At 60.3% G+C, this 22,909-nt stretch carries 27 protein-coding genes and 1 pseudogene; 23 read left to right on the forward strand and 5 right to left on the reverse strand.

Annotation, left to right across the window (positions count from 1 at the left end):
* The first annotated feature begins 7 nt into the window (after positions 1–7).
* Positions 8–940, forward strand: a complete 933-nt coding sequence (locus ACYBHZ_RS18695) for a carbohydrate kinase family protein (protein WP_460275833.1) — start codon at positions 8–10, stop codon at positions 938–940.
* A gap of 121 nt (positions 941–1,061) precedes the next feature.
* A complete protein-coding gene (locus ACYBHZ_RS18700) occupies positions 1,062–1,490 on the forward strand; it encodes an IS6 family transposase (protein WP_460275834.1) in 429 nt (142 codons plus the stop codon).
* Positions 1,491–1,812: 322 nt separating this feature from the next.
* Here ACYBHZ_RS18700 and ACYBHZ_RS18705 read toward each other — a convergent pair whose 3' ends face one another.
* Positions 1,813–2,493 carry a response regulator gene (locus ACYBHZ_RS18705; RefSeq protein WP_460275835.1) on the reverse strand — a complete coding sequence of 227 codons (681 nt, stop codon included), beginning with the start codon at positions 2,491–2,493 and terminating at the stop codon, positions 1,813–1,815.
* The gene (locus tag ACYBHZ_RS18710) at positions 2,490–3,881 is read right to left on the reverse strand and encodes an ATP-binding protein (protein WP_460275836.1); all 1,392 of its coding nucleotides are present in this window, start codon (positions 3,879–3,881) and stop codon (positions 2,490–2,492) included. The genes ACYBHZ_RS18705 and ACYBHZ_RS18710 overlap by 4 nt, the downstream gene beginning before the upstream one ends.
* A 215-nt stretch (positions 3,882–4,096) precedes the next feature.
* Here ACYBHZ_RS18710 and ACYBHZ_RS18715 point away from each other — a divergent pair, with 215 nt between their 5' ends.
* The 6 genes from ACYBHZ_RS18715 (at position 4,097) to ACYBHZ_RS18740 (ending at position 9,228) form a co-directional block, all read left to right on the forward strand.
* Complete coding sequence (locus ACYBHZ_RS18715; protein ID WP_460275837.1) at positions 4,097–5,434, forward strand: ferredoxin reductase family protein; 1,338 nt, start codon at positions 4,097–4,099, stop codon at positions 5,432–5,434.
* A gap of 106 nt (positions 5,435–5,540) precedes the next feature.
* Positions 5,541–6,755 carry an Lcl C-terminal domain-containing protein gene (locus tag ACYBHZ_RS18720; protein ID WP_460275838.1) on the forward strand — a complete coding sequence of 405 codons (1,215 nt, stop codon included), beginning with the start codon at positions 5,541–5,543 and terminating at the stop codon, positions 6,753–6,755.
* 100 nt (positions 6,756–6,855) lie between these two features.
* A complete protein-coding gene (locus tag ACYBHZ_RS18725) occupies positions 6,856–7,158 on the forward strand; it encodes a hypothetical protein (protein WP_460275839.1) in 303 nt (100 codons plus the stop codon).
* A 23-nt stretch (positions 7,159–7,181) separates the two neighbouring features.
* On the forward strand, positions 7,182–7,823 hold the full coding sequence (locus ACYBHZ_RS18730; protein WP_460275840.1) for a PEBP family protein: 642 nt from the start codon (positions 7,182–7,184) through the stop codon (positions 7,821–7,823).
* 43 nt (positions 7,824–7,866) lie between these two features.
* Positions 7,867–8,400: a ricin-type beta-trefoil lectin domain protein gene (locus tag ACYBHZ_RS18735; RefSeq protein ID WP_460275841.1), complete on the forward strand. Its 534-nt coding sequence runs from the start codon at positions 7,867–7,869 to the stop codon at positions 8,398–8,400.
* Between the two features lie 156 nt (positions 8,401–8,556).
* Positions 8,557–9,228: a hypothetical protein gene (locus tag ACYBHZ_RS18740; protein WP_460275842.1), complete on the forward strand. Its 672-nt coding sequence runs from the start codon at positions 8,557–8,559 to the stop codon at positions 9,226–9,228.
* Between the two features lie 176 nt (positions 9,229–9,404).
* On the opposite strand, the pseudogene ACYBHZ_RS18745 reads toward ACYBHZ_RS18740, so the two are convergent.
* Positions 9,405–10,062: pseudogene (locus ACYBHZ_RS18745) on the reverse strand (tyrosine-type recombinase/integrase).
* Between ACYBHZ_RS18745 and ACYBHZ_RS18750 the strand changes: the two are divergent.
* Positions 10,030–10,710, forward strand: a complete 681-nt coding sequence (locus ACYBHZ_RS18750) for a PEBP family protein (RefSeq protein WP_460275843.1) — start codon at positions 10,030–10,032, stop codon at positions 10,708–10,710. The pseudogene ACYBHZ_RS18745 and the gene ACYBHZ_RS18750 overlap by 33 nt on opposite strands.
* Positions 10,711–10,757: 47 nt before the next feature.
* Positions 10,758–11,270, forward strand: coding sequence for a ricin-type beta-trefoil lectin domain protein (locus tag ACYBHZ_RS18755; RefSeq protein WP_460275844.1), 513 nt, complete (start codon positions 10,758–10,760; stop codon positions 11,268–11,270).
* A gap of 102 nt (positions 11,271–11,372) precedes the next feature.
* On the opposite strand, the gene ACYBHZ_RS18760 is transcribed toward ACYBHZ_RS18755, so the two are convergent.
* Complete coding sequence (locus ACYBHZ_RS18760) at positions 11,373–12,323, reverse strand: SDR family oxidoreductase (RefSeq protein WP_460275845.1); 951 nt, start codon at positions 12,321–12,323, stop codon at positions 11,373–11,375.
* 169 nt (positions 12,324–12,492) lie between these two features.
* On the opposite strand from ACYBHZ_RS18760, the gene ACYBHZ_RS18765 reads away from it, so the two are divergent.
* The 13 genes from ACYBHZ_RS18765 to ACYBHZ_RS18825 all read left to right on the forward strand — a co-directional run bounded on the left by ACYBHZ_RS18765 (position 12,493) and on the right by ACYBHZ_RS18825 (position 22,137).
* Positions 12,493–13,401 (forward strand): AraC family transcriptional regulator, encoded by a 909-nt coding sequence (locus ACYBHZ_RS18765; protein ID WP_460275846.1) that lies wholly within the window; start codon positions 12,493–12,495, stop codon positions 13,399–13,401.
* Between the two features lie 186 nt (positions 13,402–13,587).
* Positions 13,588–13,878: an ArsR/SmtB family transcription factor gene (locus tag ACYBHZ_RS18770; RefSeq protein WP_460275847.1), complete on the forward strand. Its 291-nt coding sequence runs from the start codon at positions 13,588–13,590 to the stop codon at positions 13,876–13,878.
* The gene (locus tag ACYBHZ_RS18775) at positions 13,875–14,936 is read left to right on the forward strand and encodes a permease (RefSeq protein ID WP_460275848.1); all 1,062 of its coding nucleotides are present in this window, start codon (positions 13,875–13,877) and stop codon (positions 14,934–14,936) included. The genes ACYBHZ_RS18770 and ACYBHZ_RS18775 overlap by 4 nt, the downstream gene beginning before the upstream one ends.
* A gap of 13 nt (positions 14,937–14,949) precedes the next feature.
* Positions 14,950–15,186 carry a thioredoxin family protein gene (locus ACYBHZ_RS18780; protein WP_460275849.1) on the forward strand — a complete coding sequence of 79 codons (237 nt, stop codon included), beginning with the start codon at positions 14,950–14,952 and terminating at the stop codon, positions 15,184–15,186.
* A complete protein-coding gene (locus ACYBHZ_RS18785) occupies positions 15,183–16,094 on the forward strand; it encodes an MBL fold metallo-hydrolase (protein ID WP_460275850.1) in 912 nt (303 codons plus the stop codon). Before ACYBHZ_RS18780 ends, ACYBHZ_RS18785 begins: the two co-directional genes overlap by 4 nt.
* Positions 16,091–16,498 carry an OsmC family protein gene (locus tag ACYBHZ_RS18790; protein ID WP_460275851.1) on the forward strand — a complete coding sequence of 136 codons (408 nt, stop codon included), beginning with the start codon at positions 16,091–16,093 and terminating at the stop codon, positions 16,496–16,498. The genes ACYBHZ_RS18785 and ACYBHZ_RS18790 overlap by 4 nt, the downstream gene beginning before the upstream one ends.
* A gap of 82 nt (positions 16,499–16,580) precedes the next feature.
* On the forward strand, positions 16,581–17,417 hold the full coding sequence (locus tag ACYBHZ_RS18795) for an arsenate reductase/protein-tyrosine-phosphatase family protein (RefSeq protein WP_460275852.1): 837 nt from the start codon (positions 16,581–16,583) through the stop codon (positions 17,415–17,417).
* On the forward strand, positions 17,414–18,412 hold the full coding sequence (locus tag ACYBHZ_RS18800) for an ArsJ-associated glyceraldehyde-3-phosphate dehydrogenase (RefSeq protein ID WP_460275853.1): 999 nt from the start codon (positions 17,414–17,416) through the stop codon (positions 18,410–18,412). Before ACYBHZ_RS18795 ends, ACYBHZ_RS18800 begins: the two co-directional genes overlap by 4 nt.
* Complete coding sequence (arsJ, locus tag ACYBHZ_RS18805; protein WP_460275854.1) at positions 18,409–19,674, forward strand: organoarsenical effux MFS transporter ArsJ; 1,266 nt, start codon at positions 18,409–18,411, stop codon at positions 19,672–19,674. Before ACYBHZ_RS18800 ends, arsJ begins: the two co-directional genes overlap by 4 nt.
* A complete protein-coding gene (gene arsB / locus ACYBHZ_RS18810) occupies positions 19,671–20,690 on the forward strand; it encodes an ACR3 family arsenite efflux transporter (protein ID WP_460275855.1) in 1,020 nt (339 codons plus the stop codon). The genes arsJ and arsB overlap by 4 nt, the downstream gene beginning before the upstream one ends.
* Positions 20,687–21,109: an arsenate reductase (glutaredoxin) gene (gene arsC / locus ACYBHZ_RS18815; RefSeq protein ID WP_460275856.1), complete on the forward strand. Its 423-nt coding sequence runs from the start codon at positions 20,687–20,689 to the stop codon at positions 21,107–21,109. Before arsB ends, arsC begins: the two co-directional genes overlap by 4 nt.
* Positions 21,102–21,812 carry an arsenical resistance protein ArsH gene (arsH, locus tag ACYBHZ_RS18820; protein WP_460275857.1) on the forward strand — a complete coding sequence of 237 codons (711 nt, stop codon included), beginning with the start codon at positions 21,102–21,104 and terminating at the stop codon, positions 21,810–21,812. The genes arsC and arsH overlap by 8 nt, the downstream gene beginning before the upstream one ends.
* Positions 21,813–21,870: 58 nt before the next feature.
* Positions 21,871–22,137, forward strand: coding sequence for an ArsR/SmtB family transcription factor (locus tag ACYBHZ_RS18825; RefSeq protein ID WP_460275858.1), 267 nt, complete (start codon positions 21,871–21,873; stop codon positions 22,135–22,137).
* A 48-nt stretch (positions 22,138–22,185) separates the two neighbouring features.
* Here the strand turns inward: ACYBHZ_RS18825 and ACYBHZ_RS18830 are convergent.
* Positions 22,186–22,868, reverse strand: a protein-coding gene (locus ACYBHZ_RS18830) for an IS6 family transposase (protein WP_460275859.1) whose coding sequence is annotated in 2 segments (ribosomal slippage) — positions 22,186–22,649 and positions 22,649–22,868 — 684 coding nt in all. Because the reading frame shifts where the segments join, the coding sequence is not laid out codon by codon here.
* Positions 22,869–22,909: the final 41 nt, after the last annotated feature.

The raw sequence follows: 22,909 nt of genomic DNA on the forward strand, positions 1-22,909 counted from the left end.
AAAGGCTATGATCCTGAGTTGTGGTGAAGCCTTAATTGATATGATCCCAACTCCCACGGAGAACGGTTTGGAGGGGTTTGTGCCGCATACCGGCGGGGCGGTGTTCAACACCGCTATTGCGCTGGGTCGGCTTGGGGCGAGGGTCGGTCTCGTGTCCGGTGTTTCGACCGATATGTTCGGCCAGCAATTGTTGCGTGATCTACGTGCCAGTCATGTGGACACGGAGTTTTTAGTTCGCAGCGAACGGCCCAGCACGCTCGCATTCGTGCAATTGGTGAATGGCCATGCGACCTATTCCTTCTTCGATGAAAACTCTGCGGGCCGGATGATCGTCTCTTCCGATTTGCCCACGGTCCCCGCCGCGGTCAATGCTCTGTATTTTGGCGGCATCAGTCTTGCCTGTGAGCCCGGGGCGGACAGCTACGCCTTTCTCGCGGAACAGGCGGGAGCGGAACGCGCCGTTATGCTCGATCCGAATATTCGTCCGGGGTTTATCTTAAACCCGGAGCGGTACCGCGCCCGTCTGGACCGCATGCTCAGGGTCGCAGACATTGTCAAAGTGTCCGATGAAGACCTGAATTGGATTTACCCGGGGGCGGAAGGCTTGATTGAAAAAGTGGAGCAACTTCAATCGACAGGCCCTTCGGTGGTGATTGTCACACGAGGTGGGGAAGGTGCCGATGCATGGTTGTCAAACGGGCAGACCGTGCATGTGCCGGTTCAAAAAGTGACAGTCGTCGACACGGTCGGGGCAGGGGATGCGTTTAATGCCGGGGTGATGGCGGCTTTGTCTGAGCAAGGCTTGCTGACGAAAGCAAGTTTGCGCAGCCTCACGTCCGAGGCTTTGGAACAGGCGTTGCGGTTCGGGGCCGCCGTTGCGGCGATCACCGTGTCTCGGGCCGGGGCCAATCCGCCGTTTCGCGACGAATTGGTGGCCTGAACGGGGCTATGAGCGGCCTATTTCGCGTCCCATTTTTCCAACCGGTTCTGTCGCAAACTTTGTATTTCCGTCTCTGCGTGATGGCCGATATGCCGTTGCGTAAAAAAAACAGGCGAGCAGAATGGCGACAAGTTTCAAAGGGGTGCATTACCCCGAGAGCGTGATCCTTTACGCGGTGTACTTCTATGTCAGATATGCGGTTTCTTACCGGGATCTGGAGGAGATCATGGCAGAGCGTGGTGTCGATATTGACCATGCGGCACTGAACAGGTGGGTGGTGAAATTTTCGACTGACCTCGCTGCCGAGGCACAAAAGCGAAAGCGTCAGACAGCCAACTCGTGGCGGATGGATGAAACCTATGTCCAGGTCAAAGACCAGTGGGCCTATCTTTATCGTGCCGTTGACACGCGCCCAACACTTGGCTTCAAAGAGTTTCACTCAGCAGCTGCGACGCTGGCTGGGATCGAAACCGCGCACATGATCCGTAAAGGTCAAATCGCCGTGAATGGGAAAACGGGCTTCCAGCAATTCGCCTCCCTCGCAGCATAAGTGTGTCCGCTGACAGGCTGTTCTGCACTCCCTGCTAAAGTTTGCGACAGAACCTTTTCAGCTCCCTCGACAGTGGGGCAAATGTGCCAAGTGGATGGATCATGTGGTTCTTACTCCGGCAGCGCGGGTCTTAAGTCGGGCGGGGACGAGCGTCGCGAGACCGAGCGTGTTGTGCGCATTTCAGTTCTTCCGCGAGGTGTTGACACTGGCCCTGGTCACAAGGGTCGCTGAACAACGGGGGCCGGGAATGAAGAGACTATGCAGCGAGCATGAAGCGGTGTTTTTTTCGTTGACCGCGCCTGATCGCTTTGCGGATCAGGGTTCAATCCTCGTAGGCGTATCCGACACCATAGACGGAGCGGATCGGGTCCCAACCCGTCTTTGAACCGACCTTCCGGCGGATGTTGCGGATGTGGCTATCGATCGTCCGGTCAAAGACTTCGGTATCGTCGGGAAACGCCAGCGCGAGCAGCTGATCGCGCGAGAACACCCGGCCCGGGCGCGCGGCCAGAGCCGCCAGCAGCGAGAATTCACGGCGGGTCAGGTCAAGATCGACGCCGTCCAGTGTCGCGCGCCACTTTTCCGTATCGATGTGCAGCCGTGGATTCGACTCCTTCTCGGGTACCTGCGCTGCGACGGGCCTCCGTCGAAGCACGGCCCGAACCCGCGCGACCAGTTCACGCGGAGAATAGGGTTTGCACACATAGTCATCCGCCCCCATTTCGAGCCCAAGAAGGCGGTCGATCTCTTCGACTTTGGCGGTTGTCATGATGATGGGAACATCCGACCTTTGGCGCAGTTCGCGGCAGATGGTGAGGCCGTCCACGCCGGGTAGCATCAGATCGAGGATGACAAGGTCATGTGCCTTGCCAACAGCGCTTTCGACCGCATGGGTGCCGGTTGACAACATGTCCACTTCCATGCCGGCCGACAGCAAGTAGTCGCGTACGACCTTGGCGAGCGCGATCTCGTCTTCGACGATCAGGATACGTGGCTTGGTCATGTCCGCATCTCTGGCAGTGTGAAGGTGACATTCAGGCCGCCCATTTTCGACGCCGCAGCGGTGATGGTGCCCCCGTGCGCCTCGACGATGGCCTTGCAGACCGAAAGGCCAAGCCCCGAGCCTCCAAGTGCCCGAGACCGAGACCCTTCGGCCCTGTAGAACCGGTCGAACAATCGGGGGAGCACATCATCCGTCGCACCCGGCGGCGTGTCGTCAATCGACACATGCGCGAGGTCGTCGGCGGACCAGATCCGAAGACGCACCTTGCCTGGCGCATCGGTGTAGCAGGCAGCGTTCTGCAAGAGGTTGTCGATCACTTGTGCGATCCGTGTCCGATCACAGTGCAGCGGCAGCGTTTCGGGAAACGCGCTTTCGATTTCGAGCCCAGCCTCATCAAGCGCGGGGCGGGCAGTCTCGACGGCCTCGGTGGCAATTTCTACCAGATCCTCGCGGCCGATATTGGAGGCCATTTCGGGTTCGCGGGAATAGGTCAGAATCTTGAGGTCCTGCACCAGACGCGACAACCGCATCTGCGCCGCGTGCATCTCGGCCAGCGTTTCTTCGTCGGGCTGGCGCACACCGTCCTGCAGCGCCTCGATCTGCGCGCGCAACACCGCAAGCGGGGTCTGCAATTCATGGGACGTGTTCGAAATCCACTCCCGCTCGGCTTGTGACGTCCGCGCCAACGTCTCGACCAACACGTTGTAATGCCCGATCAGATCGCCCAGTTCGTCGGTCCGGTCCTTGTCGATCCGCGAATTGTAATCCCCCGAGGCAAGGGTTTTCGCCCCGGCTTCCAGCCGTTTGATCGGCACGAGGATCTGGCGGGCGATCAGGAAGGCCGCGGCGGCAGAAACAAGCAGCGCGATCAAGGCCGAGTACGCAAGTGATGCGTATTGCCCGCGAATGAAGAAGGCATCGCTGGCGCTGTCCGAGAACACCGGCGCATTCAGGCGAATGTAGCCAAGCGCCTCCCCTTCCTCGCATCTGCGATCAGCGCATACGGGGCGCTGATCGAAAATCGGGGTGCGTGTGGTTGCGCCGGCGACACGGGTGCCAGAAGCGTCGAGCAGCGCCAGCCGGTCACCAATCATCAGGCTATCCGCCACGATCTCTTCCTGGTCCGGGTCGCCGGGTGGCGCGAAATGGGCGCGCACGAAACTGTGCCAGGCTTCCGGGTCTGCCGCCAGTTCAGGCCAGCCGGGTGCCTCGGGGTCGTGCGCCAGGGCCAGTTCGCGCGCCAGCGTGTTGAACCGGATCAGCTCGCCTCTCAACAAGTATTGCGAAAACCCGTCACGCATGGACAGCGCCACCAAGAGCGCCATCGTACCGATAACCAGCACCGCGGTGGCGGCGATTACGAGAAAAATCTTGATTGTCAGTGACATGCGCAAGCGGTCCATCCCCCTTTAATGGCGTGGGATTGTGCAGGGAGAATGCAGACCCGAAGAGAACGGCTCTGTACGTTTTCCACTTTAAACCGCTAATTACAATAATGGAAATCCCGATGGGGTTGCCCATGTAGAAATCTATTTGCCTCGCCATTGGCTGCACATTTCCGCACGATAGTCACTGACAGATTGATGCTGCGAGGACCGCACTCATGTTGCGAAACATTCAAATCAGCCTTTGGGGCCTGATGGCCGGCCTGAGCCTCCTCTGGCTGCTCGCCAATCTGCCGCTGCCTGAGACATTCACCATCATCACGACCCGCAATTTTCTTGTGCAGTATTTCGGCGTGATCGGCATGGGCGCAATGAGCGTGGCGATGATCCTTGCCGTGCGGCCTGTCTGGTTGGAGCCTTGGCTCGGCGGGCTGGATAAATCATACCGGCTGCACAAATGGCTGGGCATCACCGGCCTGGTGATCGCAATCCTGCACTGGCTCTCGGTGAACGCACCGAAATGGGCAATGTCGCTTGGCCTGATGACGGCACCCGAACGCGGCGCGCGCCCGGAAGGGGCCGAGGCTGCGGAAACGGTGACCATCGAAGCGATCCTGAACGGATTGCGGAGCCCGGCCGAGGGGCTGGGGAAAAAGGCGTTCTACGTCGCGGTCCTTCTGATCGCGCTGGCGCTGATCAAGCGATTTCCCTACCGGCTGTTCGCCAAAACGCACATGATCATCGCCGTCGCCTACCTTGTGCTCGTCTTCCACGCGGTGGTGCTGATGGATTTCGAAGCCTGGGTCAAGCCGGTGGGCGTCGTCACGGGGCTTTTGCTGCTGGCCGACACGGTTTCGGCCGTGATCGTTCTGACCCGGCAGGTTGGCAAGCGCCGCAAGGTCGCGGGCACGGTCGAAGAACAGCATCGCCTTGCGGATATGAACGTGCTGGAGACGACGATCCGGCTCGACAATGGCTGGAAAGGCCACAAGAGCGGCCAGTTCGCCTTCGTGACCTTTGACAAGAAGGAGGGCGCGCACCCCTTCACCATCGCCTTGGCCTGGGATGCCAGCGATCCGCGCATCATGTTCATCACCAAGGGGCTGGGCGATTATACCGACTTTCTGCCCGACCACGTCCAGCCCGGCAGCACGGCGATCGTCGAGGGGCCCTATGGCAGGTTCACCGCACCGCGACAGATCTGGATCGGCGGCGGGATCGGCATCACCCCCTTCATCGCCCGGATGAAACACTTGGCGCGCAAGCCGGGCCAGCAGACCGTGGATCTTTTCCACACCACGCCGGGGCTGGAGGCCGAAGCGCGCGAGACGCTGGTCGCCGATGCCAAGGCAGCCGGGGTGAACCTGCACATCATGGTCGACGATCAGGACGGGTTCCTGACGGGCGACCGTCTGCGCGCCGCCGTGCCGGACTGGGCCAAAGCGAGTGTCTGGTTCTGCGGACCGGCGGCATTCGGCGAGGCGCTGCGCCGCAACCTGGCCGCCCATGGGCTACCGCGCGGCGCATATCACCAAGAACTCTTCAACATGCGCTGACGGCGCTGCTCACCCACAGGAGATGTCTATAGACAAACGGACAACCTCCCAATACCCACCTCGCCGCAAACAAGCCGGACCAGTTCAGAACCGAAAGGACAACGCCATGCCAACCCTCAACAAACGCGCGGCCACCAAATATGCCTCGCTGTTCCTCGCACCGCTTCTTCTCTCGACACAGGTGAGCGCGGCGCAGGATCTGAGCTACCCGGTCGTCGACACGATGCAGGACAAATGCTTCGACCTCGTCGGCGACGAAATCACCTGCCCGGCGCCGGGTGAAGAGCTCTACGGCCAGGACGCGCAGTACGAACGCACCCCCGCCGCCTACACCGACCAGGGCGACGGCACCGTGCTCGACGACAACACCGGCCTCGTCTGGCAGCAGACCCCCGAGAACGATCGCAAGCAATACACCGACGCCATCGCCTACTGCGAGGCGCTCGAACTGGGCGACCGCACCGACTGGCGCCTGCCCTCGCTGAAAGAACTCTACTCGCTCGCCGACAACCGCGGCGAACTGCTCACCCCCGAAGAGGGCGAGCCGACCCCCTACATCGACACCAGCGTCTTCGATTTCTACTACCCCGACGGCCGGATGGCCTTCGCCGGCCAGTACTGGAGCTCGACGCTCTACATCAAAGGCCCGGTCCAGAACGGTCGCAACCAGGCCGCCTTCGGCTTCAACTTCGCTGATGGTCACATCAAGGCCTATGGCACCGGGCTTGATTTCTACACCGGGGCCGCGGCCACCGGCGGCGTCGGCAACGGCCAGGCGCCGGGCAACTACGTGCGCTGCGTGAGCGGTGACGAGGGTGTCTACGGCGTCAACGCCTTCGTCGACAACGGCGATGGCACCGTCACCGACGAGGCCACCGGCCGGATGTGGCAGCAGTCCGACGACGGCGAGCGCCGCGAGTGGAAAGAGGCGCTGGCCTATTGCGAAGGGCTGGAGCTTGGCGGCTACGACGATTGGTATCTGCCCGACTCGAAAGAGCTGCAGAGCATCGTCGATTACCGCAAGAACAGCTTCCCGGCGATTGACGAAAGCTTCTTCTCGATCAGCGAAGACAGCGAAACGCTCGACTTCTGGACCAGCACGACCTTTGGCGACTGGAAGAACTATGCCAACGTCATCGCCTTCGGCAAAGCGCTCTCGAAGTCGGGCGACCAGACCGAGTACACCGACTGGCACGGTGCGGGCGCGCAGCGTTCGTCGATCAAGACGATCGTGGGTCAGGAAATGACCGAAGACACCACCTGCTCGGTCAACGCCTGTGACTACAACCGCTCGGACAACCTTGTGCGCTGTGTCCGGTAACAGTGCAAAAGTCGAACCGCGCGTAACAAGCGAGCGGTTCGGCCCCCTCCTCCAAACGGCACGATGCCAATCCTGACGAAGACACGAAAGAGAGAAATCCATGAAAACCATTCCGTTGTCCATTATCGCCATACTTCTTGGCGGCATGACGCTCTGGGTTGCCCCGGCTCACGCGCAACAGCGCCCGCAGGGGCCTGATATCGGCGCCTTGGCACAGAAATTGGGCGTATCTGAAGCGGCGCTTCAGGGCTGCATGGGCGAGCGCCCCAAGCCGGGCCAACAACCCGAGCGCCCTGACGCTGCGAAACTCGCCGCCTGTCTGACTGATGCCGGAAGCACCGTATCCAGCGATGCCGTCGATGCGGCGCTGCGCGAGATGACACCGCCTCCTCCCAGACAGTGATAAGACACAGAAAGGGAAACCCCATGAAGCACCTGCATCTCCCCCTGCTGTTCCTGACCCTCGCAACATCCGTTGCCAGCGCAGAGACCTATTCGGCCGACGTTTGGGCCGACAACTGGTTCGCTCTGCGCGTGAACGGCGTGCAGGTGGCCGAAGACAGCGTTCCGATCACCACCGAGCGGTCCTTCAATGTCGAGAGTTTTACCTTCGAGGCGGACCGCCCCTTTGTCCTTGGCCTGGTGGCCAAGGACTTCATCGAGAATGACACGGGGCTGGAATACATTGGCACCCGGCGCCAGCAGATGGGCGATGGCGGGGTGATCCTCCAGATCAGGGACGCCGCCGGGGAGACGGTCGTGGTCAGCAACGGCGCGTGGCAATGCCTGACGATCCACACCGCTCCGCTCGAAAAGACCTGCGAGGACGAACCAAACCCGGTAGCGGGCGAAGGGGCCTGCGCCTTCGAGATATCCGAGGAACCCGAGGGCTGGGACACCGCCGGTTTCGATGCCTCCGACTGGCGGCAGGCGTCCGTCTACACCGCCGCAGAGGTCGATCCCAAATTCGGCTATGACGAGATCACCTGGGACGACGATGCCGACTTCATCTGGGGGCCGGATCTGGAACAAAGCAATACGGTTCTCTGCCGCCTGACGGTCGAATGACCCCTACTCACCCCATCACCCCACACAAGGGAAAACCCACCCAATGACCCAAGCATTCATTTCCGGCGCAGCCTGTGCTCTGCTGATGATGTCCGCCGCCCAGGCCGAGACGGTCGAAGTCTACGCGCTCGATATGCTCGACAACATCCAGAACGGCTACTGCCTCGATATTGCAGGCGGCCAGGGAGCGCAGGCCGACCCGTCGAATGGTCTGCAAGGCCATACCTGCTATTCGCCCTTCGGCGATATCTTTGTCGATCAGGGCTTCGATTCAACGCAGTTCGCAAGCGGCGTTTTCTACATGCCCGAATTCGACGTTTGCATGCAGGCCGCGTCGATCGAGGCCGGCGCGGCGCTGGAACTTGCGGCGTGCAACGGATCCGAGGCGCAAGGCTTTGCCTTCACCGGCGAAGGCACGATCGCGCCCGCCTCAGCGCCAGAGCTTTGTGTGACGCTGGGCGAAGAAACCCGCTCGGGCCGCAGCGCTACCAACCAGATCAAGACCCTGTCGTTGGAAACATGTGACAACGCTCTCTCGGCATACCAGCTCTGGAGCGCGCGCACCGCCTCCCAGTAACTATCGAGCCGGCGTTTGGGGGTGGCCGTCGGTGTCGTCGACCCGCCACGCGCTTGGCGAGTAGACCTCGACCGGAAACAGAGACAAGCCTTGGCCCATTTAGCGGAGTTCTCCCCAGGCACAGCGCCAGTCCGGCGTGCGACCTTTGACATCGCGATGATCGCCGCGCTCTGGTCGCTGTCGTCGGTGGGGTATTTCGAAATCGGCGACCAAATGGGGCTGGACGTCGGCTACCGTGACGCGCCGCTGATCTACTCGGCCTACTACCTCGGTTTCACAGCGCTGGCGTGCCTGCTCTTTCGCCACCGCCTGCGGGACTGGTCACCGCTGGCCCATTCCATGTTGCCGGTCATTGCGGTTCTGGCCATGATCGCTGTCTTTACGCTCGGCATCCTGCCCAACCTGCCAGAGATCGACCTGTCGCTTGCGCCACGCAATCCGCCGGAGTTCATGTTCGCCAATGCAATGTACTACGTGGCGAAATCCTTCGAGATCCTGTTCCAGCAGGCCCTCATCCTGACACTCGTCCTTTTGTTTCGTTCATTCGGGTGGAATACCCTGCAGGTCGGCATGCTGACGGCCGCCCTGTTCGGGCTGTTCCACTTGTCGCTTGTCTTCAATGGTGCCACGAGCTTCTACGTCGCCCGTTTCATGATTGCCGCAACTTGTTTCGGCGCGGTGGTGCCGAGCCTCCTCTTGGCAACACGCAATGGGGCGACACTTTCTTACGGGCTGCATTGGGGGTTTTATGTCGTCGACAACATCTTCACTCACTTCATGTTGTCGTTGTCGTTGTCGTTGTCGTTGTCGTCGTCGTCGTCGTCCTGAGGACCGGTCGGTCTATCGCTCGTTTCGATTTACCGGCGCATCATCCGGGACGTGGACTCATTCTTCGAGTGTTTTTCTCTCAAGTAGGCCCGGGGCAGTTCAAATGTTCCAACGCCGCAAGACGGACGAACAATCGCTTCGAAATGGCGAACGGCACAACCGTTCGCCAGGGTTCGTTAGATGCTGATGCGCTCGGCTATGCTCAGAGCATCTTCCAGTTCGACACCAAGGTAACGCACCGTGCTGTCGACTTTGGAGTGACCAAGGAGCGGTTGTACCGCGCGAAGGTTGCCAGTCTTACGATAGATATCGACCGCCTTTTGTGCGGCGATGCGCGTGAGTACCATATCCACTCGGCTCCAAACCGATTGCCTTCACCCAGTCGCGGACAAGTCGACCATACTGGCGGGTTGAGATATGTGGACGGTCGTGGAATTGGCTGGGAAACATAAACCGACGCGCATACATCTCGGGGGATTTGACCCAGGCCAAGACGGTTTCACGCGTGTTTTCCGTAAGTTCAAACTGAACAGGCCGCTTGGTCTTGCCCTGGATCACCGAAACGCGTTCTCGCACGCGACCATCTTTGACGAAATCAGAGACGGCTAGTTTGACCAGATCACAGCCGCGCAGCTTGCTGTCGATGGCCACGTTGAACAAAGCCAGATCGCGTAGATAACCCGCAAGTTCAAGCCCCGCGCGAATCGCCCACACCTGTTTTGACAGCAAAGGACGTTTTTGACCGATGATCCGCCCCTTGTTCAAGGCTCTGCGCTTCGGGGTGGTGGACTCTTGGCATGATTGCTCTCCGATCCTCCCTCCACACCCAATCATCAGCACCGCGTTGACGGGGCGATTTTACGGTTTGCGACACTACCCTTTCCACAACCGCTCTCCGCCGAGACCTTTTCGGCCGACGTCTGGGCGGACAACTGGTTCGAGATGCGCATCGACGGCGTTCAGGTCGCCGAAGATAGCGTGCCGATCACGACCGAGCGGTCCTTCAACGCCGAGAGCTTTACATTCGAGGCCGAGCGGCCCTTTACCATCGGCCTTGTCGCCATGGACTTTCGAGAGAACGACACCGGTCTGGAATATATCGGCACCGACCGTCAGCAGATGGGAGACGGCGGTGTCATCGTGCAGATCATGGACGCCATGGGCATGCCCGTCGCGGTCAGCGACGCAAGCTGGCAGTGTTTCTTGACCCACACCGCGCCGTTGGATAAATCCTGCGAGAGCGTGGCTGATCCGGTCGCGGGCGAAGGGGCATGCGGCTTTGAGATGACCGAGGAACCCGAGGGCTGGGACACGGCCGCATTTAACGCCAGCGACTGGCCGCAGGCGGATGTTTATTCCGTGGCCGAGGTCGATCCGAAACTAGGCTATGACGAGATCGACTGGGCTGACAGCGCGGAGCTGATCTGGGGACCGGATCTTGAACAAAGCAACACTCTCCTGTGCCGCGTGACGGTCGAATAATCGGCCTATCAAACCACTCGATAAACTATACAAAAAGGACCACGCCTATGACCTGGAGACTATTCGCCGCCGCCGCGACAACCGTTCTGCTCACCGCAGGTGTCGCCCACGCTGAAACCGTCGAGGTCAACCTGATCGACTTGCTCGACAACACCCAGAACGGTTACTGCCTCGATATCTCCGGTGGCCAGGGCTCACAGGCAGACCCCACCGATGGGTTGCAGGGCCACACCTGCTACAGCCCGCAAGGTGAGATCTTCGTCGATCAGGGCTTTGTCTCCGACCAATTTGCGGATGGTGTTTTCTACATGCCTGAATTCGACGTCTGCATGCGGGCCGCCTCAACCGAGGCAGGCTCGGTGCTTGAGTTGGCATCCTGTGACGGGTCCGACGCGCAAAGCTTTGTGTTTTCCGGGGAAGGCACGATCACATCTGTCGCCGCGCCTGAGTTGTGCCTGACGCTTGGCAAGGACACGCGATCAGGCCGAAGCGACACAAACCAGATCAAGCAGCTGACGCTGGAAACCTGTTCCGACGATCTGACCGCCTTCCAAACCTAGGACAACCGTACAGCAGAGTAGGACGATGAGAGCATCGGTCGCTTGGCTGGTGCCCTCGCAGTGAAGCCAGTTGGCGGACATTGGTGTAGCGCAGGCGTCTTCTCAAAGCTGCCAGTTGAACCCCGTTGCGTCCTCAGACAGGTCCCAAAGCCTTTGCTCGACCTTCTTGTCGTATGCGTGCGGAAGCAGCGTCCCTTTGCCGACCGGGCCGACGAACCCCATCCGACCGGTCGGGCCGTAGAGGGCGCGTTGCTCCAGGCCAACTTCGGTCGCGCACATGACTTCGGGATGGGACCCTTGCTCGGCGGTTTGAACAAGCGGTGTCTTGGTCATGAGCCAGAAAACGGCCTTCATATATCGACTGCCGCTGGTGGTGATAAGCGACGTGGCCGATGAACCCGGATGGCAGACATGGACCTCGACACTGGTGCGTCCGGCGGCGGCTAGCCTGTCCTGAAGTTCATAGGCGAACATCATTTGCGCTAGTTTGCTTTGCGAATAGGCGGTGTTGGGGCTATAGCCCTCCTCCCAGTTCGGGTCGTCAAACTTGATCGTCTTCAGGCCCATGTTGTAGCCAAGGCTGGCGACAACCACGATCCGGCCTTGCGACGCTTCGATCCGGTCGAACAGTAGACCGCATAGTAGGAAGTGGCCGTAGTGGTTGGTGCCAAGCTGACTCTCGAACCCGTCCTCGGTCAGCTTGCGTGTCGGAACCTGCGCAATAGCGGCGTTGCAGATAAGCGCGTCGATTTTGGGAACGGTCTTCAGCACCTCGGCAGCGGCATCCCGCACGCTGGAAAGCGAGGCCAAGTCCATGCGAACAAAGCTCACATCGGCGTCATTTCTCAACTCGTCTTTCAACTCCGCGATGGCGGCTTGCGATTTCTCAGGTGATCGGTTGAGCATCACGACCTTGGCGTTCTTCTTCAATAGTGTCCGTGCCGCCTGAAACCCGGCGCCGGCATTTGCGCCGGTGATGAGATATGTCTTGCCCGTCAAATCGCCGAGGCGTTCGGGCAACCAGCCATTGGGTCCGAATGTGGTGTCTGGCATTGTCTTTCTCCTTTGTGCGGCGGCGCAGGGACCCGGCGGTATGCGTTTCGATCTTGAGGATGTAAATAACTCTCGTATGGGGGCGCAAACAGACGATATTGTCTCGATTACTTGCCTGATTGTATCAAGCTAGTTGTCAGGACTAAGGTAAGGGCATTAGACAGACATCATGAGCAAAGAACAGATCAAGCACCTTATCGCAAGTCGAACGACTGAGGACGGCCTCACGGAAACCGGCATAAACGGCGTGCGGATGTTCAGGGCAACGCAACCCGTTCCTTGCGTCCCGGCGGTCTATGAGCCTTGCGTTGTGGTCATCGTGAGCGGGGCGAAGGAGGCCGTGCTGGATGGGCGGAGATACGAATACGACGACAGCTGGTACCTGTGCTGTCCGATGCCGATGCCCGTTCTGGCGGGGACGCCGAAGGCTTCCCTAGAGAATCCGCTTTATGGTGTCGTTATCTCGCTGGACCCGCGCGTGATGACCGAGCTCGCCATGGAAATAGATAACGCGGGAGGCGCTTTGCCAGCAGCGTCCGGAGCGCTCAGGGAGCCGGGGATCAGACTTGCGCAATGGGATAGAGCTTTCGCTGAAGCGCTCCACAGGCTCTTGCTGCTGGGACAAAGCGAGACGGACACCGCGGTGCTCGGCACGGCGCGCTTGCGCGAAGTGCTCTATGCAATTCTAAAGGGGGAGGCAGGCACCTTTGCCCGGGAGGCATTCGGTGCAGGCAACGCGATCGCACGGTCCATCGCACATGTGTCATCGAACCTGGACGCATCCATTTCGATCGATGATTTGGCAAGCCGTGCCGGCATGAGCCGCGCCGTGTTCCACCGCAAGTTCAAGCAAGTCACGACAATGGCCCCGATCCAGTTCGTCAAATCGATGCGTCTCAACAACGCCGCGATGAAGATCGCGAATGGGATGACAGTAAACGAGGCGGCGACGGATGTGGGCTACGTCAGCCCGTCGCAGTTCAGCCGCGAGTTCAAGCGCATGTATGGGCAATCGCCGAGACGATGGAGTGAGGCGCAGCAGCTGCCGATGGTCTTGCATGACCACACTCAAGCTTAAAGAAGCGGACCTTGTTCCACCGGTAGTGTCGCCCAGCAGAGATACTACAGTCCGAAATTACCTGTGAATGCCTGGAACGGGCTGCGGTGAACCTGGACCGCAGCTTGCAGGATTTGATCCAGATTAAAGTTGACATTATTACTATATGCGCATATGCGCATATAGTGAAATGATTTGGAGTTATTCATGATCGTCGAGACCTTATCCGCATTGGCAGAGCCGACCCGCCTTGAGGCCGTTTACCTTCTGCATGACGGCAAAGAGCATTGTGTCTGTGAACTGATGAAAAAACTCGGCGCCACTCAAAGTCGAATGTCCCGTCATATGCAGGTCCTGAAGCAGGTCGGTCTCGTGATTGATCGGCGTGACGCTCAATGGGTCCGTTATCGCCTGAATGACCACCTCCCGGGAGACATCAGCGCGGTTCTGAGTGCGGTAATCGCCGCGCGCCGCGAACAGGAAAGGAACGCAGCATGAGCGTATCGCATCTCTCACCGGATCATCCGCGCCAAACGACTTGGACCTGGCATGTAGTTGTTTTCGCGTTTCTGGCCGTGTGGTGGGTGATCTATCACCAGCTCATTCCTTTTTCGGAATGGGTAACATCGATGTTCCTGATTGAAAGGCACAGTCACACTGGCGAGGCTATCGCTTTCTTCTTCTACGATGTGCCCAAAGTGATGATGCTTCTGACGCTCATCGTCTTTGCCATGGGCGTGGTGCGCAGCTTCTTCAGCCCCGAAAAGACACGGGCGCTGCTGTCGGGCAAGCGCGAAGGCGTCGGCAATGTGCTGTCTGCCGGCCTTGGAATTTTGACACCGTTCTGCTCCTGCTCGGCCGTGCCACTGTTCATCGGCTTCGTCTCTGCCGGGGTCCCACTTGGCGTAACCTTTTCGTTCCTGATCGCCGCGCCGATGGTGAACGAAGTGGCGCTGGTGCTGCTCTTGGGTCTTGTTGGCTGGCAGGTCGCGCTGACCTACCTGGCCTTCGGGCTGGGCATCGCCATCGTGGCAGGCTTCATCATCGGCAAGCTACGGCTCGAAGGCTGGCTTCAGGATTGGGTGCGCGACATCCATTCGGGGGCGAATGCGCCTGTGATGGCCGAGGACGAACGGCTATCCATGGTGGACCGCTACAAGCTCGGGATTGAGGCCGTGCGCGAGATTTTCGGCAAGGTCTGGGTCTGGATCATCCTTGGCATCGGCATGGGGGCGCTGATCCATGGGTATGTGCCCGAGGATCTGATGGTGCGGATCATGGGCGCGGATGCCTGGTGGTCGGTGCCGGTCGCCGTGGTCATGGGCATTCCCATGTATACGAACGCCGCAGGAGTGATCCCGATCGTCGAGGCGCTTCTGGGCAAGGGGGCAGCCCTTGGCACGGTGCTCGCCTTCATGATGAGCGTCATCGCGCTGAGCCTGCCCGAAATGATCATCCTGCGGCAGGTCCTGACGCTGCGCCTGATCGCCGTCTTCGTCGGCGTCGTGGGCAGCGGCATCCTTGCCGTCGGCTTCCTCTTCAACCTGATCTTCTAAAAGGAATCCTGAAATGAAAACCGTCAAAGTCTACGGCCCCGGCTGCAAACGCTGCGAAACCACCGAAGCCATGGTGAAAGATGCTGCCGCGAAACTTGGCGTCGAGGTCGATGTCGAAAAAGTCACCGATCCCAAATCCATCGCCATGGCGGGCGTCATGTCCACCCCGGGCATTTCGGTGGATGGAAAGCTGGTCCATGCGGGCGGTCTGCCCGATGCGGCAAAGCTCGAAGGATGGCTCTCTGCATGATCCGCGCCCTTCTTGTTTCCTTGTCGCTTCTCCTGCCAACCTTTGGAGCGGCACAAGGACTTGAAATCCAACCCGTGACCGATGGCACCTGGGCCATCGTCGGCGAGAAAGACCAGCGCAGCCCCGAGAACCTCGCAAACAATGCGACGTTCGGCCTGATCGTGACCGACGCGGGCGCGGTCCTGGTTGATCCCGGTGGGTCGTGGCGCGGTGCCGAAGCGCTGCACGAAGCGATCCGCAGCGTGACCGATCAACCTGTCGCCTATGTGATCAACACGGGTGGGCAGGATCATCGCTGGCTTGGGAATGGCTACTGGCTGGCGCAGGGCGCGAGTGTTATCGCGTCCGATGATGCTGTCGCGGACCATCATGATCGCGGATCGATGCAGATGACCGGGCTGACCCAATTTCTGGGTGACCAACTTGAGGGGACGGAACCTGCCTATGCCACGGTGACCTTCGACGAACGCCACACATTGGAATTGGGTGGCCTGACGATCGAGATCGTCCATCCCGGTGCGGCCCATACACCCGGTGACAGCTTCGTCTGGGTGCCGGCCCGAGACACCGTTTTCACGGGCGATATCGTCTACGTCGAGCGCATCCTTGGCGTCGGCGAGCAGAGTTCGATCTCCGAATGGCCGACGAGCTTTGAAGCCATGGAAGCCACCGGGGCTGCGCATGTCGTTCCGGGTCACGGCCACACCACGACGATGGACCGGGCGCGCGCTGACACCTACGACTACCTCATGAATCTCCGCAGCCAGATCGGCGCGCTTATCGAAGACGGTGGCGATATCATGGACGCGCCAGCGGTTGATCAATCCGCCTTCTCGTATCTCGAACAGTTCGACTCGCTTGCAGGGCGTAACGCGCAGACGGCCTATCAGCAGATGGAGTGGGAATGATGCAGGAGTACCGGGTTCAGGCGAGGCGTGTAAACGCCCACGGAAGCCTTGCTTTGGCGAAAGAGGCGGAAATCACGCTGGATACGGATCTGTCCGGTCGGCGTGATGCCATGAATCCGGTCGAACTGCTGCTCTCGGCACTCGCCGCCTGCATGCTGAAGGGGATCGAGCGGGTGACCCCGATGCTCAAGTTCCAGATCGAGGGAGCAGAGGTCCGCCTTGAGGCCACCCGTCAGGATGCTCCGCCCAAGCTCACGCAGATCCGGTACGAGATCATCGTGGACAGTGCGGAAACCGACCAGCGCCTCGACCTTCTTCATCGCAACATCCTCAAATACGGAACGATTTCAAATACGCTTTCGGGATCACTCGAGCTTTCGGGCACCCTGAGGCGTGTGGGCTGAGCCTGAGCCGTCATGTGCTCGCAGTGAACTGTTACAAAAGTTTCACTTGGCGCGGCCATCATATTTCGCTAATCCGTGAAATATGGAAAAAGAGATTCCCGACCAGCTATCTACCCTTGGCCACCCACAGCGACTGGCGATCTTCCGGCTCTTGATGCGCCGCTACCCTGACCGTGTTCCGGCAGGAGAGATCGCGGCCACGCTTGGGGTGAAGGCAAGTACCATGTCCACCTATCTCTCCGCGCTGACGCGGGGCCAGTTGGTGGACCAACAGCGGGCGGGCACCTCGCTTCTCTACTCGATCAACATGACCACGGTGCAACGGCTGTTCGGATACCTGTTCAGCGACTGCTGCCGCGGCCGTCCCGACATCTGCATGCCTTTCAGCACAGGAACCGTCCCCATGATGCCTGACCGCAAGTACAACGTTCTCTTCATCTGCGTGGGCAATTCCGCGCGGTCCATCTTTGCCGAATCGATCCTGCGCAAGGCGGCGGGCGACCGGTTCAATGCGTACTCGGCCGGGACGCGGCCCGGATCGCAGCTCAACCCGTTTGCCGTGCAGGTCCTGCAGGACAAGGGGCACGATATTTCGGTTCTGCGTTCCAAGGATGTCTCCGAATTCTCAGGGGCGAATGCACCGCATTTCGACTTCGTCTTCACGGTCTGTGATCAGGCGGCAAATGAAGAGTGTCCGGCTTGGGAAGGCCAGCCCGTCACCGGACACTGGGGCATGCCCGATCCGGTCAAGGCCTCGGGAAACGACGCCCAGAAGGCGCTGGTATTCCAGCAAACATACGGCGCTTTGAAGCATCGGATCGACTTGTTCACCGCCCTCCATCCGGAAAATCTGAGCCGTGGGGCTATACAACAGGCCGTAGATGATATCGGTCGCACCAAACCCGAGGCACTCGCATGACGACCTACGCACTGAATGGCCTCGGCCGCATGGGCAAGCTCGCCCTCAAGCCGCTGATCGAAAGCGGCGCCAAGATCGCCTGGATCAATGACGCGGTCGGCGATCCAGAGATGCACGCGTATCTGCTGGAGTTCGACACGGTTCACGGACGCTGGGATGCCGCGTTCTCGCACGACGCGGACAGTGTCACGATCAACGGGACGCGCCTGCCGTTCATCGGAACCAAGACGATTGCCGACCTGCCATTGGCTGGCGTCGACGTGGTGATCGACTGCACCGGCGTCTTCAAGACCGAGGCCAAGATCGCGCCCTATTTCGAAGCGGGCGTGAAGAAGGTCGTGGTCTCCGCCCCGGTGAAGGACGGCAATGCCGCGAACATCGTCTATGGCGTGAATAACGAAACCTACGATCCAGCCGAGCACCGGATCGTCACTGCGGCCTCCTGCACCACCAACTGCCTCGCGCCGGTGGTGAAAGTGGTTCACGAGACCTTCGGCATCAAGCATGGGTCGATCACCACGATTCATGATGTGACCAACACCCAGACCATCGTCGATCGTCCGGCAAAGGATCTGCGTCGGGCGCGGTCTGCGCTGAACTCGCTGATCCCGACGACGACCGGCTCGGCCACCGCGATCACCTTGATTTACCCCGAACTGAAGGGCCGTCTGAACGGCCATGCCGTGCGCGTGCCTCTGCTCAACGCCTCGCTGACCGACTGCGTCTTCGAGCTGAAGCGCGAGGTCACGGCAGAAGAGGTCAACGCTGCATTCGAGGCTGCGGCCAATGGCCCGCTGAAAGGCATCCTCGGTTACGAGACCCGCCCGCTGGTCTCGACCGATTACACCAACGATCCGCGCTCCTCGATCGTCGACGCGCCGTCGACCATGGTGATCAATGGCACGCAGATGAAGGTCTATGCCTGGTATGACAATGAATGGGGCTATGCCAACCGGCTGGTCGACGTCGCGCTGATGGTCGGATCTTCGCTGTGACCACCCGTCCCGAAGGTCTGTCGGCCTACATCGCCGTGACCGCCGCTTATTGGGCGTTCATGCTCACGGACGGGGCGCTCAGGATGCTGGTGCTGCTGCACTTCCACACGCTGGGTTTCAGCGCGGTGCAGCTGGCCTACCTGTTCATCCTTTACGAAGTGGCGGGGATGATCACCAACCTCGCGGCAGGTTGGATCGCCCTGCGCTTCGGCCTGACCACGACGCTCTATGCTGGGCTCGGGTTGCAGGTGGTGGCACTGCTTGCGCTGGCGCAGCTCGATCCGAGCTGGAGCATCGCGGCTTCGGTCGCTTTCGTGATGTGCGTCCAGGGGCTTTCAGGCGTGGCCAAGGATCTCGCCAAGATGTCCTCAAAATCGGCGGTGAAGCTGCTCGCCCCTTCTGGGGATGGCGGGCTGTTTCGCTGGGTCGCGGTCCTCACCGGCTCGAAGAACGCGGTGAAGGGGCTGGGCTTCCTGCTCGGTGCCGCACTTCTGGCGGTGCTTGGCTTCGACTGGGCCGTGCTGGGAATGGCCATCGTTCTCGGCTTAATCCTACTCGCGGTGATGCTGTTCATGCCTTCGGGCCTGCCCAAGGGCAAGAAGGGCACCAAGTTTTCCGAGGTCTTCTCAAAATCGGCCAACGTCAACTGGCTGTCGGCGGCGCGCGTGTTCCTGTTCGGCGCGCGCGACGTCTGGTTCGTCGTGGGCATCCCGATCTATTTCTACGCGGTGCTGTCCGACGGCACCGAGGCGGGCAACCGCGCGGCCTTCTTCATGATCGGGACGTTCATGGCGGTCTGGATCATCCTCTACGGCATGGTGCAGGCCAGCGCGCCGAAGATCCTGCGCGCGGCAAGCCGACCTGAGGGCGAGCTGATCCGTGCCGCCCGCAGCTGGGCTCTTGCGCTGTTTGTCGTGCCAGCCGCGCTGACGGTGGCCGTGGCGCTCTCGCCTGCGCCGCAGACCTGGCTGACGGTGACGCTCGTGGTGGGCCTGCTGGCATTCGGCGCGCTGTTTGCCGTGAACTCTTCGCTCCATTCCTACCTGATCCTCGCCTTTTCGAAATCCGAGCGGGTCACGATGGATGTGGGCTTTTACTACATGGCCAATGCGGGCGGTCGGCTGATCGGCACGCTTCTTTCCGGCCTGACATACCAGATCGGCGGGTTGACCCTCGTCATGGGCACGGCGGCGGTCATGGTCGTCCTCGCGGCCCTGACCTCGGGGCGATTGACCGATCAGACAAACGAGGTGACAGCATGAGTATTTTCGAACGCTACCTGACCATCTGGGTCGGGCTCGCGATGATTGCCGGTGTCCTGATCGGTCAGGGCGCGCCCTGGCTTGTGCAGGCGATTGCGGCGACCGAGGTTGCGAGCGTGAACCTTGTGGTGGCCGTGCTGATCTGGGCCATGGTCTACCCAATGATGGTGGGCGTTGACTTCGGCGCGGTGGCGGGTGTCGCCCGTCAGCCCAAGGGGCTCCTGGTGACGCTGGTCGTCAACTGGCTGATAAAGCCCTTCACTATGGCGCTTCTGGCCGTGCTGTTCTTTGACCATGTTTTCGCGCCGCTGATCTCGCCCGAAGATGCCGCCCAATATACGGCGGGGCTGATCCTGCTCGGGGCCGCGCCCTGCACGGCGATGGTCTTCGTCTGGTCGCAGCTGACCAAGGGCGATGCCACCTATACGCTGGTGCAGGTTTCGGTGAACGATCTGATCATGGTGGTAGCCTTTGCGCCGATCGTGGCCCTTCTTCTGGGCGTGACGGACCTCTCTGTGCCGTGGGAAACGCTTGTTCTGGCCACGGTGCTCTATGTTGTCCTGCCTCTGGCAGTCGGTCTGATCACACGCCGCAAGCTGGGCTCCAAGGCGGCGATTGATGCGTTTTCGGCGCGTGTGAAGCCGTGGTCCGTGGTCGGGCTGATCGCAACCGTCGCCATCCTCTTCGGGCTTCAGGGGGAAACGATTCTTGCCAAGCCGACGGTGATCCTACTGATCGCGGTGCCGATCATCATCCAGAGCTACGGCATCTTCGCCCTGGCCTATGGCGCGGCCTTCGCCCTCAAAGTGCCGCACCGGATCGCCGCGCCCTGTGCCCTGATCGGTACATCGAACTTCTTCGAGCTGGCCGTTGCAGTCGCCATCTCGCTCTTCGGCCTGAACTCCGGCGCGGCGCTGGCCACGGTGGTGGGGGTGCTGGTCGAGGTGCCGGTGATGCTGTCGCTCGTGGCTTTTGCCAATCGCACCCGCGCACGCTTTCCCGAGCCTGCGGCATGAGCATCGTCATCCACCACAATCCGGATTGCGGGACCTCCCGTAATGTTCTGGCCTTTCTTCGAGCGACCGGCGAAGAGCCGGTCGTCATAGAATACCTAGAGGAAGGCTGGACACGCCCGCAGCTGCTGGCGCTGTTCGCGGCGGCAGTGCTGACCCCGCGTAGCGCCTTGCGGGAAACAAAATCCCCCGCTGAGGCGCTCGGCCTTCTGGAACCGGGTATCTCTGACGACACGCTCCTGAATGCGATGATCGAACACCCGATCCTCGTGAACCGGCCCATTGTCTGCACGCCCAAAGGGGTGCGCCTGTGCCGCCCGTCCGAAACTGTTCTCGATCTTCTGGACCGGCTGCCGCCCGGACCGCTGTTCAAGGAGGACGGAGAAATGATCCTTAACGAAGAGGGACAACGCATTGCCTGAAACGCCGAACCTTGATGAGACCTTGCTGCGCCAGCCAGACCCGGACACGCTGTTCCCGGCGACGCGCAGCACCCATGCTCCACGCATTCTGATGCTTTACGGATCTTTGCGCGAGCGCAGCTTCTCGCGGCTTGCAGCCGAAGAGGCGGCGCGCATTCTCGAACGCCTCGGGGCCGAGGTGCGGTTCTTCGATCCCCGCGACCTTCCATTGCCCGACAGTGTGGAGGCCGATCACCCCAAGGTGGCGGAGCTGCGCGATCTGGTGCAGTGGTGCGAAGGCATGGTCTGGTCCTCCCCCGAACGCCATGGGGCCATGACCGGCATCATGAAGGCGCAGATCGATTGGATCCCGCTCTCGCTCGGTTCCGTGCGCCCGACGCAGGGCAAGACGCTGGCGGTGATGCAGGTATCCGGCGGGTCACAGAGCTTCAATACGGTCAATCAGCTGCGCATCCTCGGGCGCTGGATGCGCCTGCTGACCATCCCGAACCAGTCCTCGGTTGCCAAGGCGTGGAACGAATTCGATGAGGACGGACGAATGAAGCCCTCGCCCTATTACGACCGCATCGTCGACGTGATGGAGGAGCTCGTGAAGTTCACCCTGCTGACGCGCGACATCCGAGATCATCTGGTCGACCGCTATTCCGAGCGGAAGGAAAGCCATGCCGAACTGTCGGCGCGGGTGAACCTTAAGACGATCTAATTCGACGCCAATGGAAATAGATGTTGACGCCCGCAAGATTTGGCGCGCATCTATTTCCATGAACATCGAAACAGCTTCCCGCCAACTCGACGCCCTCGGCAACGCGACGCGTCTGCATATCTACCGGACACTCGTGCGCGCCGGTGAAAGCGGCGCTCCGGTCGGTCGGGTGCAAGACACTCTTGGGCTTCCGGCATCGACCCTGTCGCATCACCTGAAAAAGCTGCTCGATGTCGGTCTGATCCGACAAGAGCGCAGCGGCAACACGCTGCACTGCCACGCCGAATATCCTGCGATGAAGGCGTTGGTGGGCTTCCACCGGTAGTGTCGCAAACATTTGGCCAGCCCGATGTCGCCTAGGCCCCGGACACACTTATGCTGCGAGCCCCGCAAACTGCTGCGCGGCGGTGAGACCGTTGGAGCCGAATTGTCCCTTCCGGATCATGTGAGCCGTCTCGATCCCTGCGATCGTGGCGGCCGCAGAATGGAACGCCTTGAACTCTTGCATGGGGCCGGTGATCCGCTTGATGAAACGATGATCCTGCTCGATGATGTTGTTGAGGTATTTGATCTGCAAAACCGTGATGATCTGTCCAGTGCCGGTGAACTTGAGGAGCACGTTGACGCGCTCCAACCCGGTGATATTGGCACCGCTTTTATCTATGACGAACCGGTCTGGTACACCGTTCGTGGCGATAGCCTGCTTGAAGAAGCGCCGCGCGGCAGCCGTATTGCGGCGCTCAGACAGCATGAAATCAAGGGTATTCCCATCGCGATCGACAGCCCGGTACAGATATGTCCATTTGCCCTTAACCTTGATGTAGGTTTCATCCATGGCCACGATATGGCCGTCGGTCGCTTCTTGGCTTGGGCATTTGCCGCGATCTGCGGCGCGTATCTGACGACCCATCGGTTCAACGTCGAGTGACCCACGATAACGCCCCGGTCGGCCATGATTTTTTCCAGGTCACGGTATGACATGCCGTACCGAACGTAGAAAAAGACCGCGTACAGGATGACGGGTGTTGGGTACTGTGCACCCTTGAAGTCAATCATCGTTCCGTTCCAATCGTGTTAAGCCTTCCCAAATTATGCAT

Source organism: Celeribacter sp. ULVN23_4, assembly GCF_054788345.1.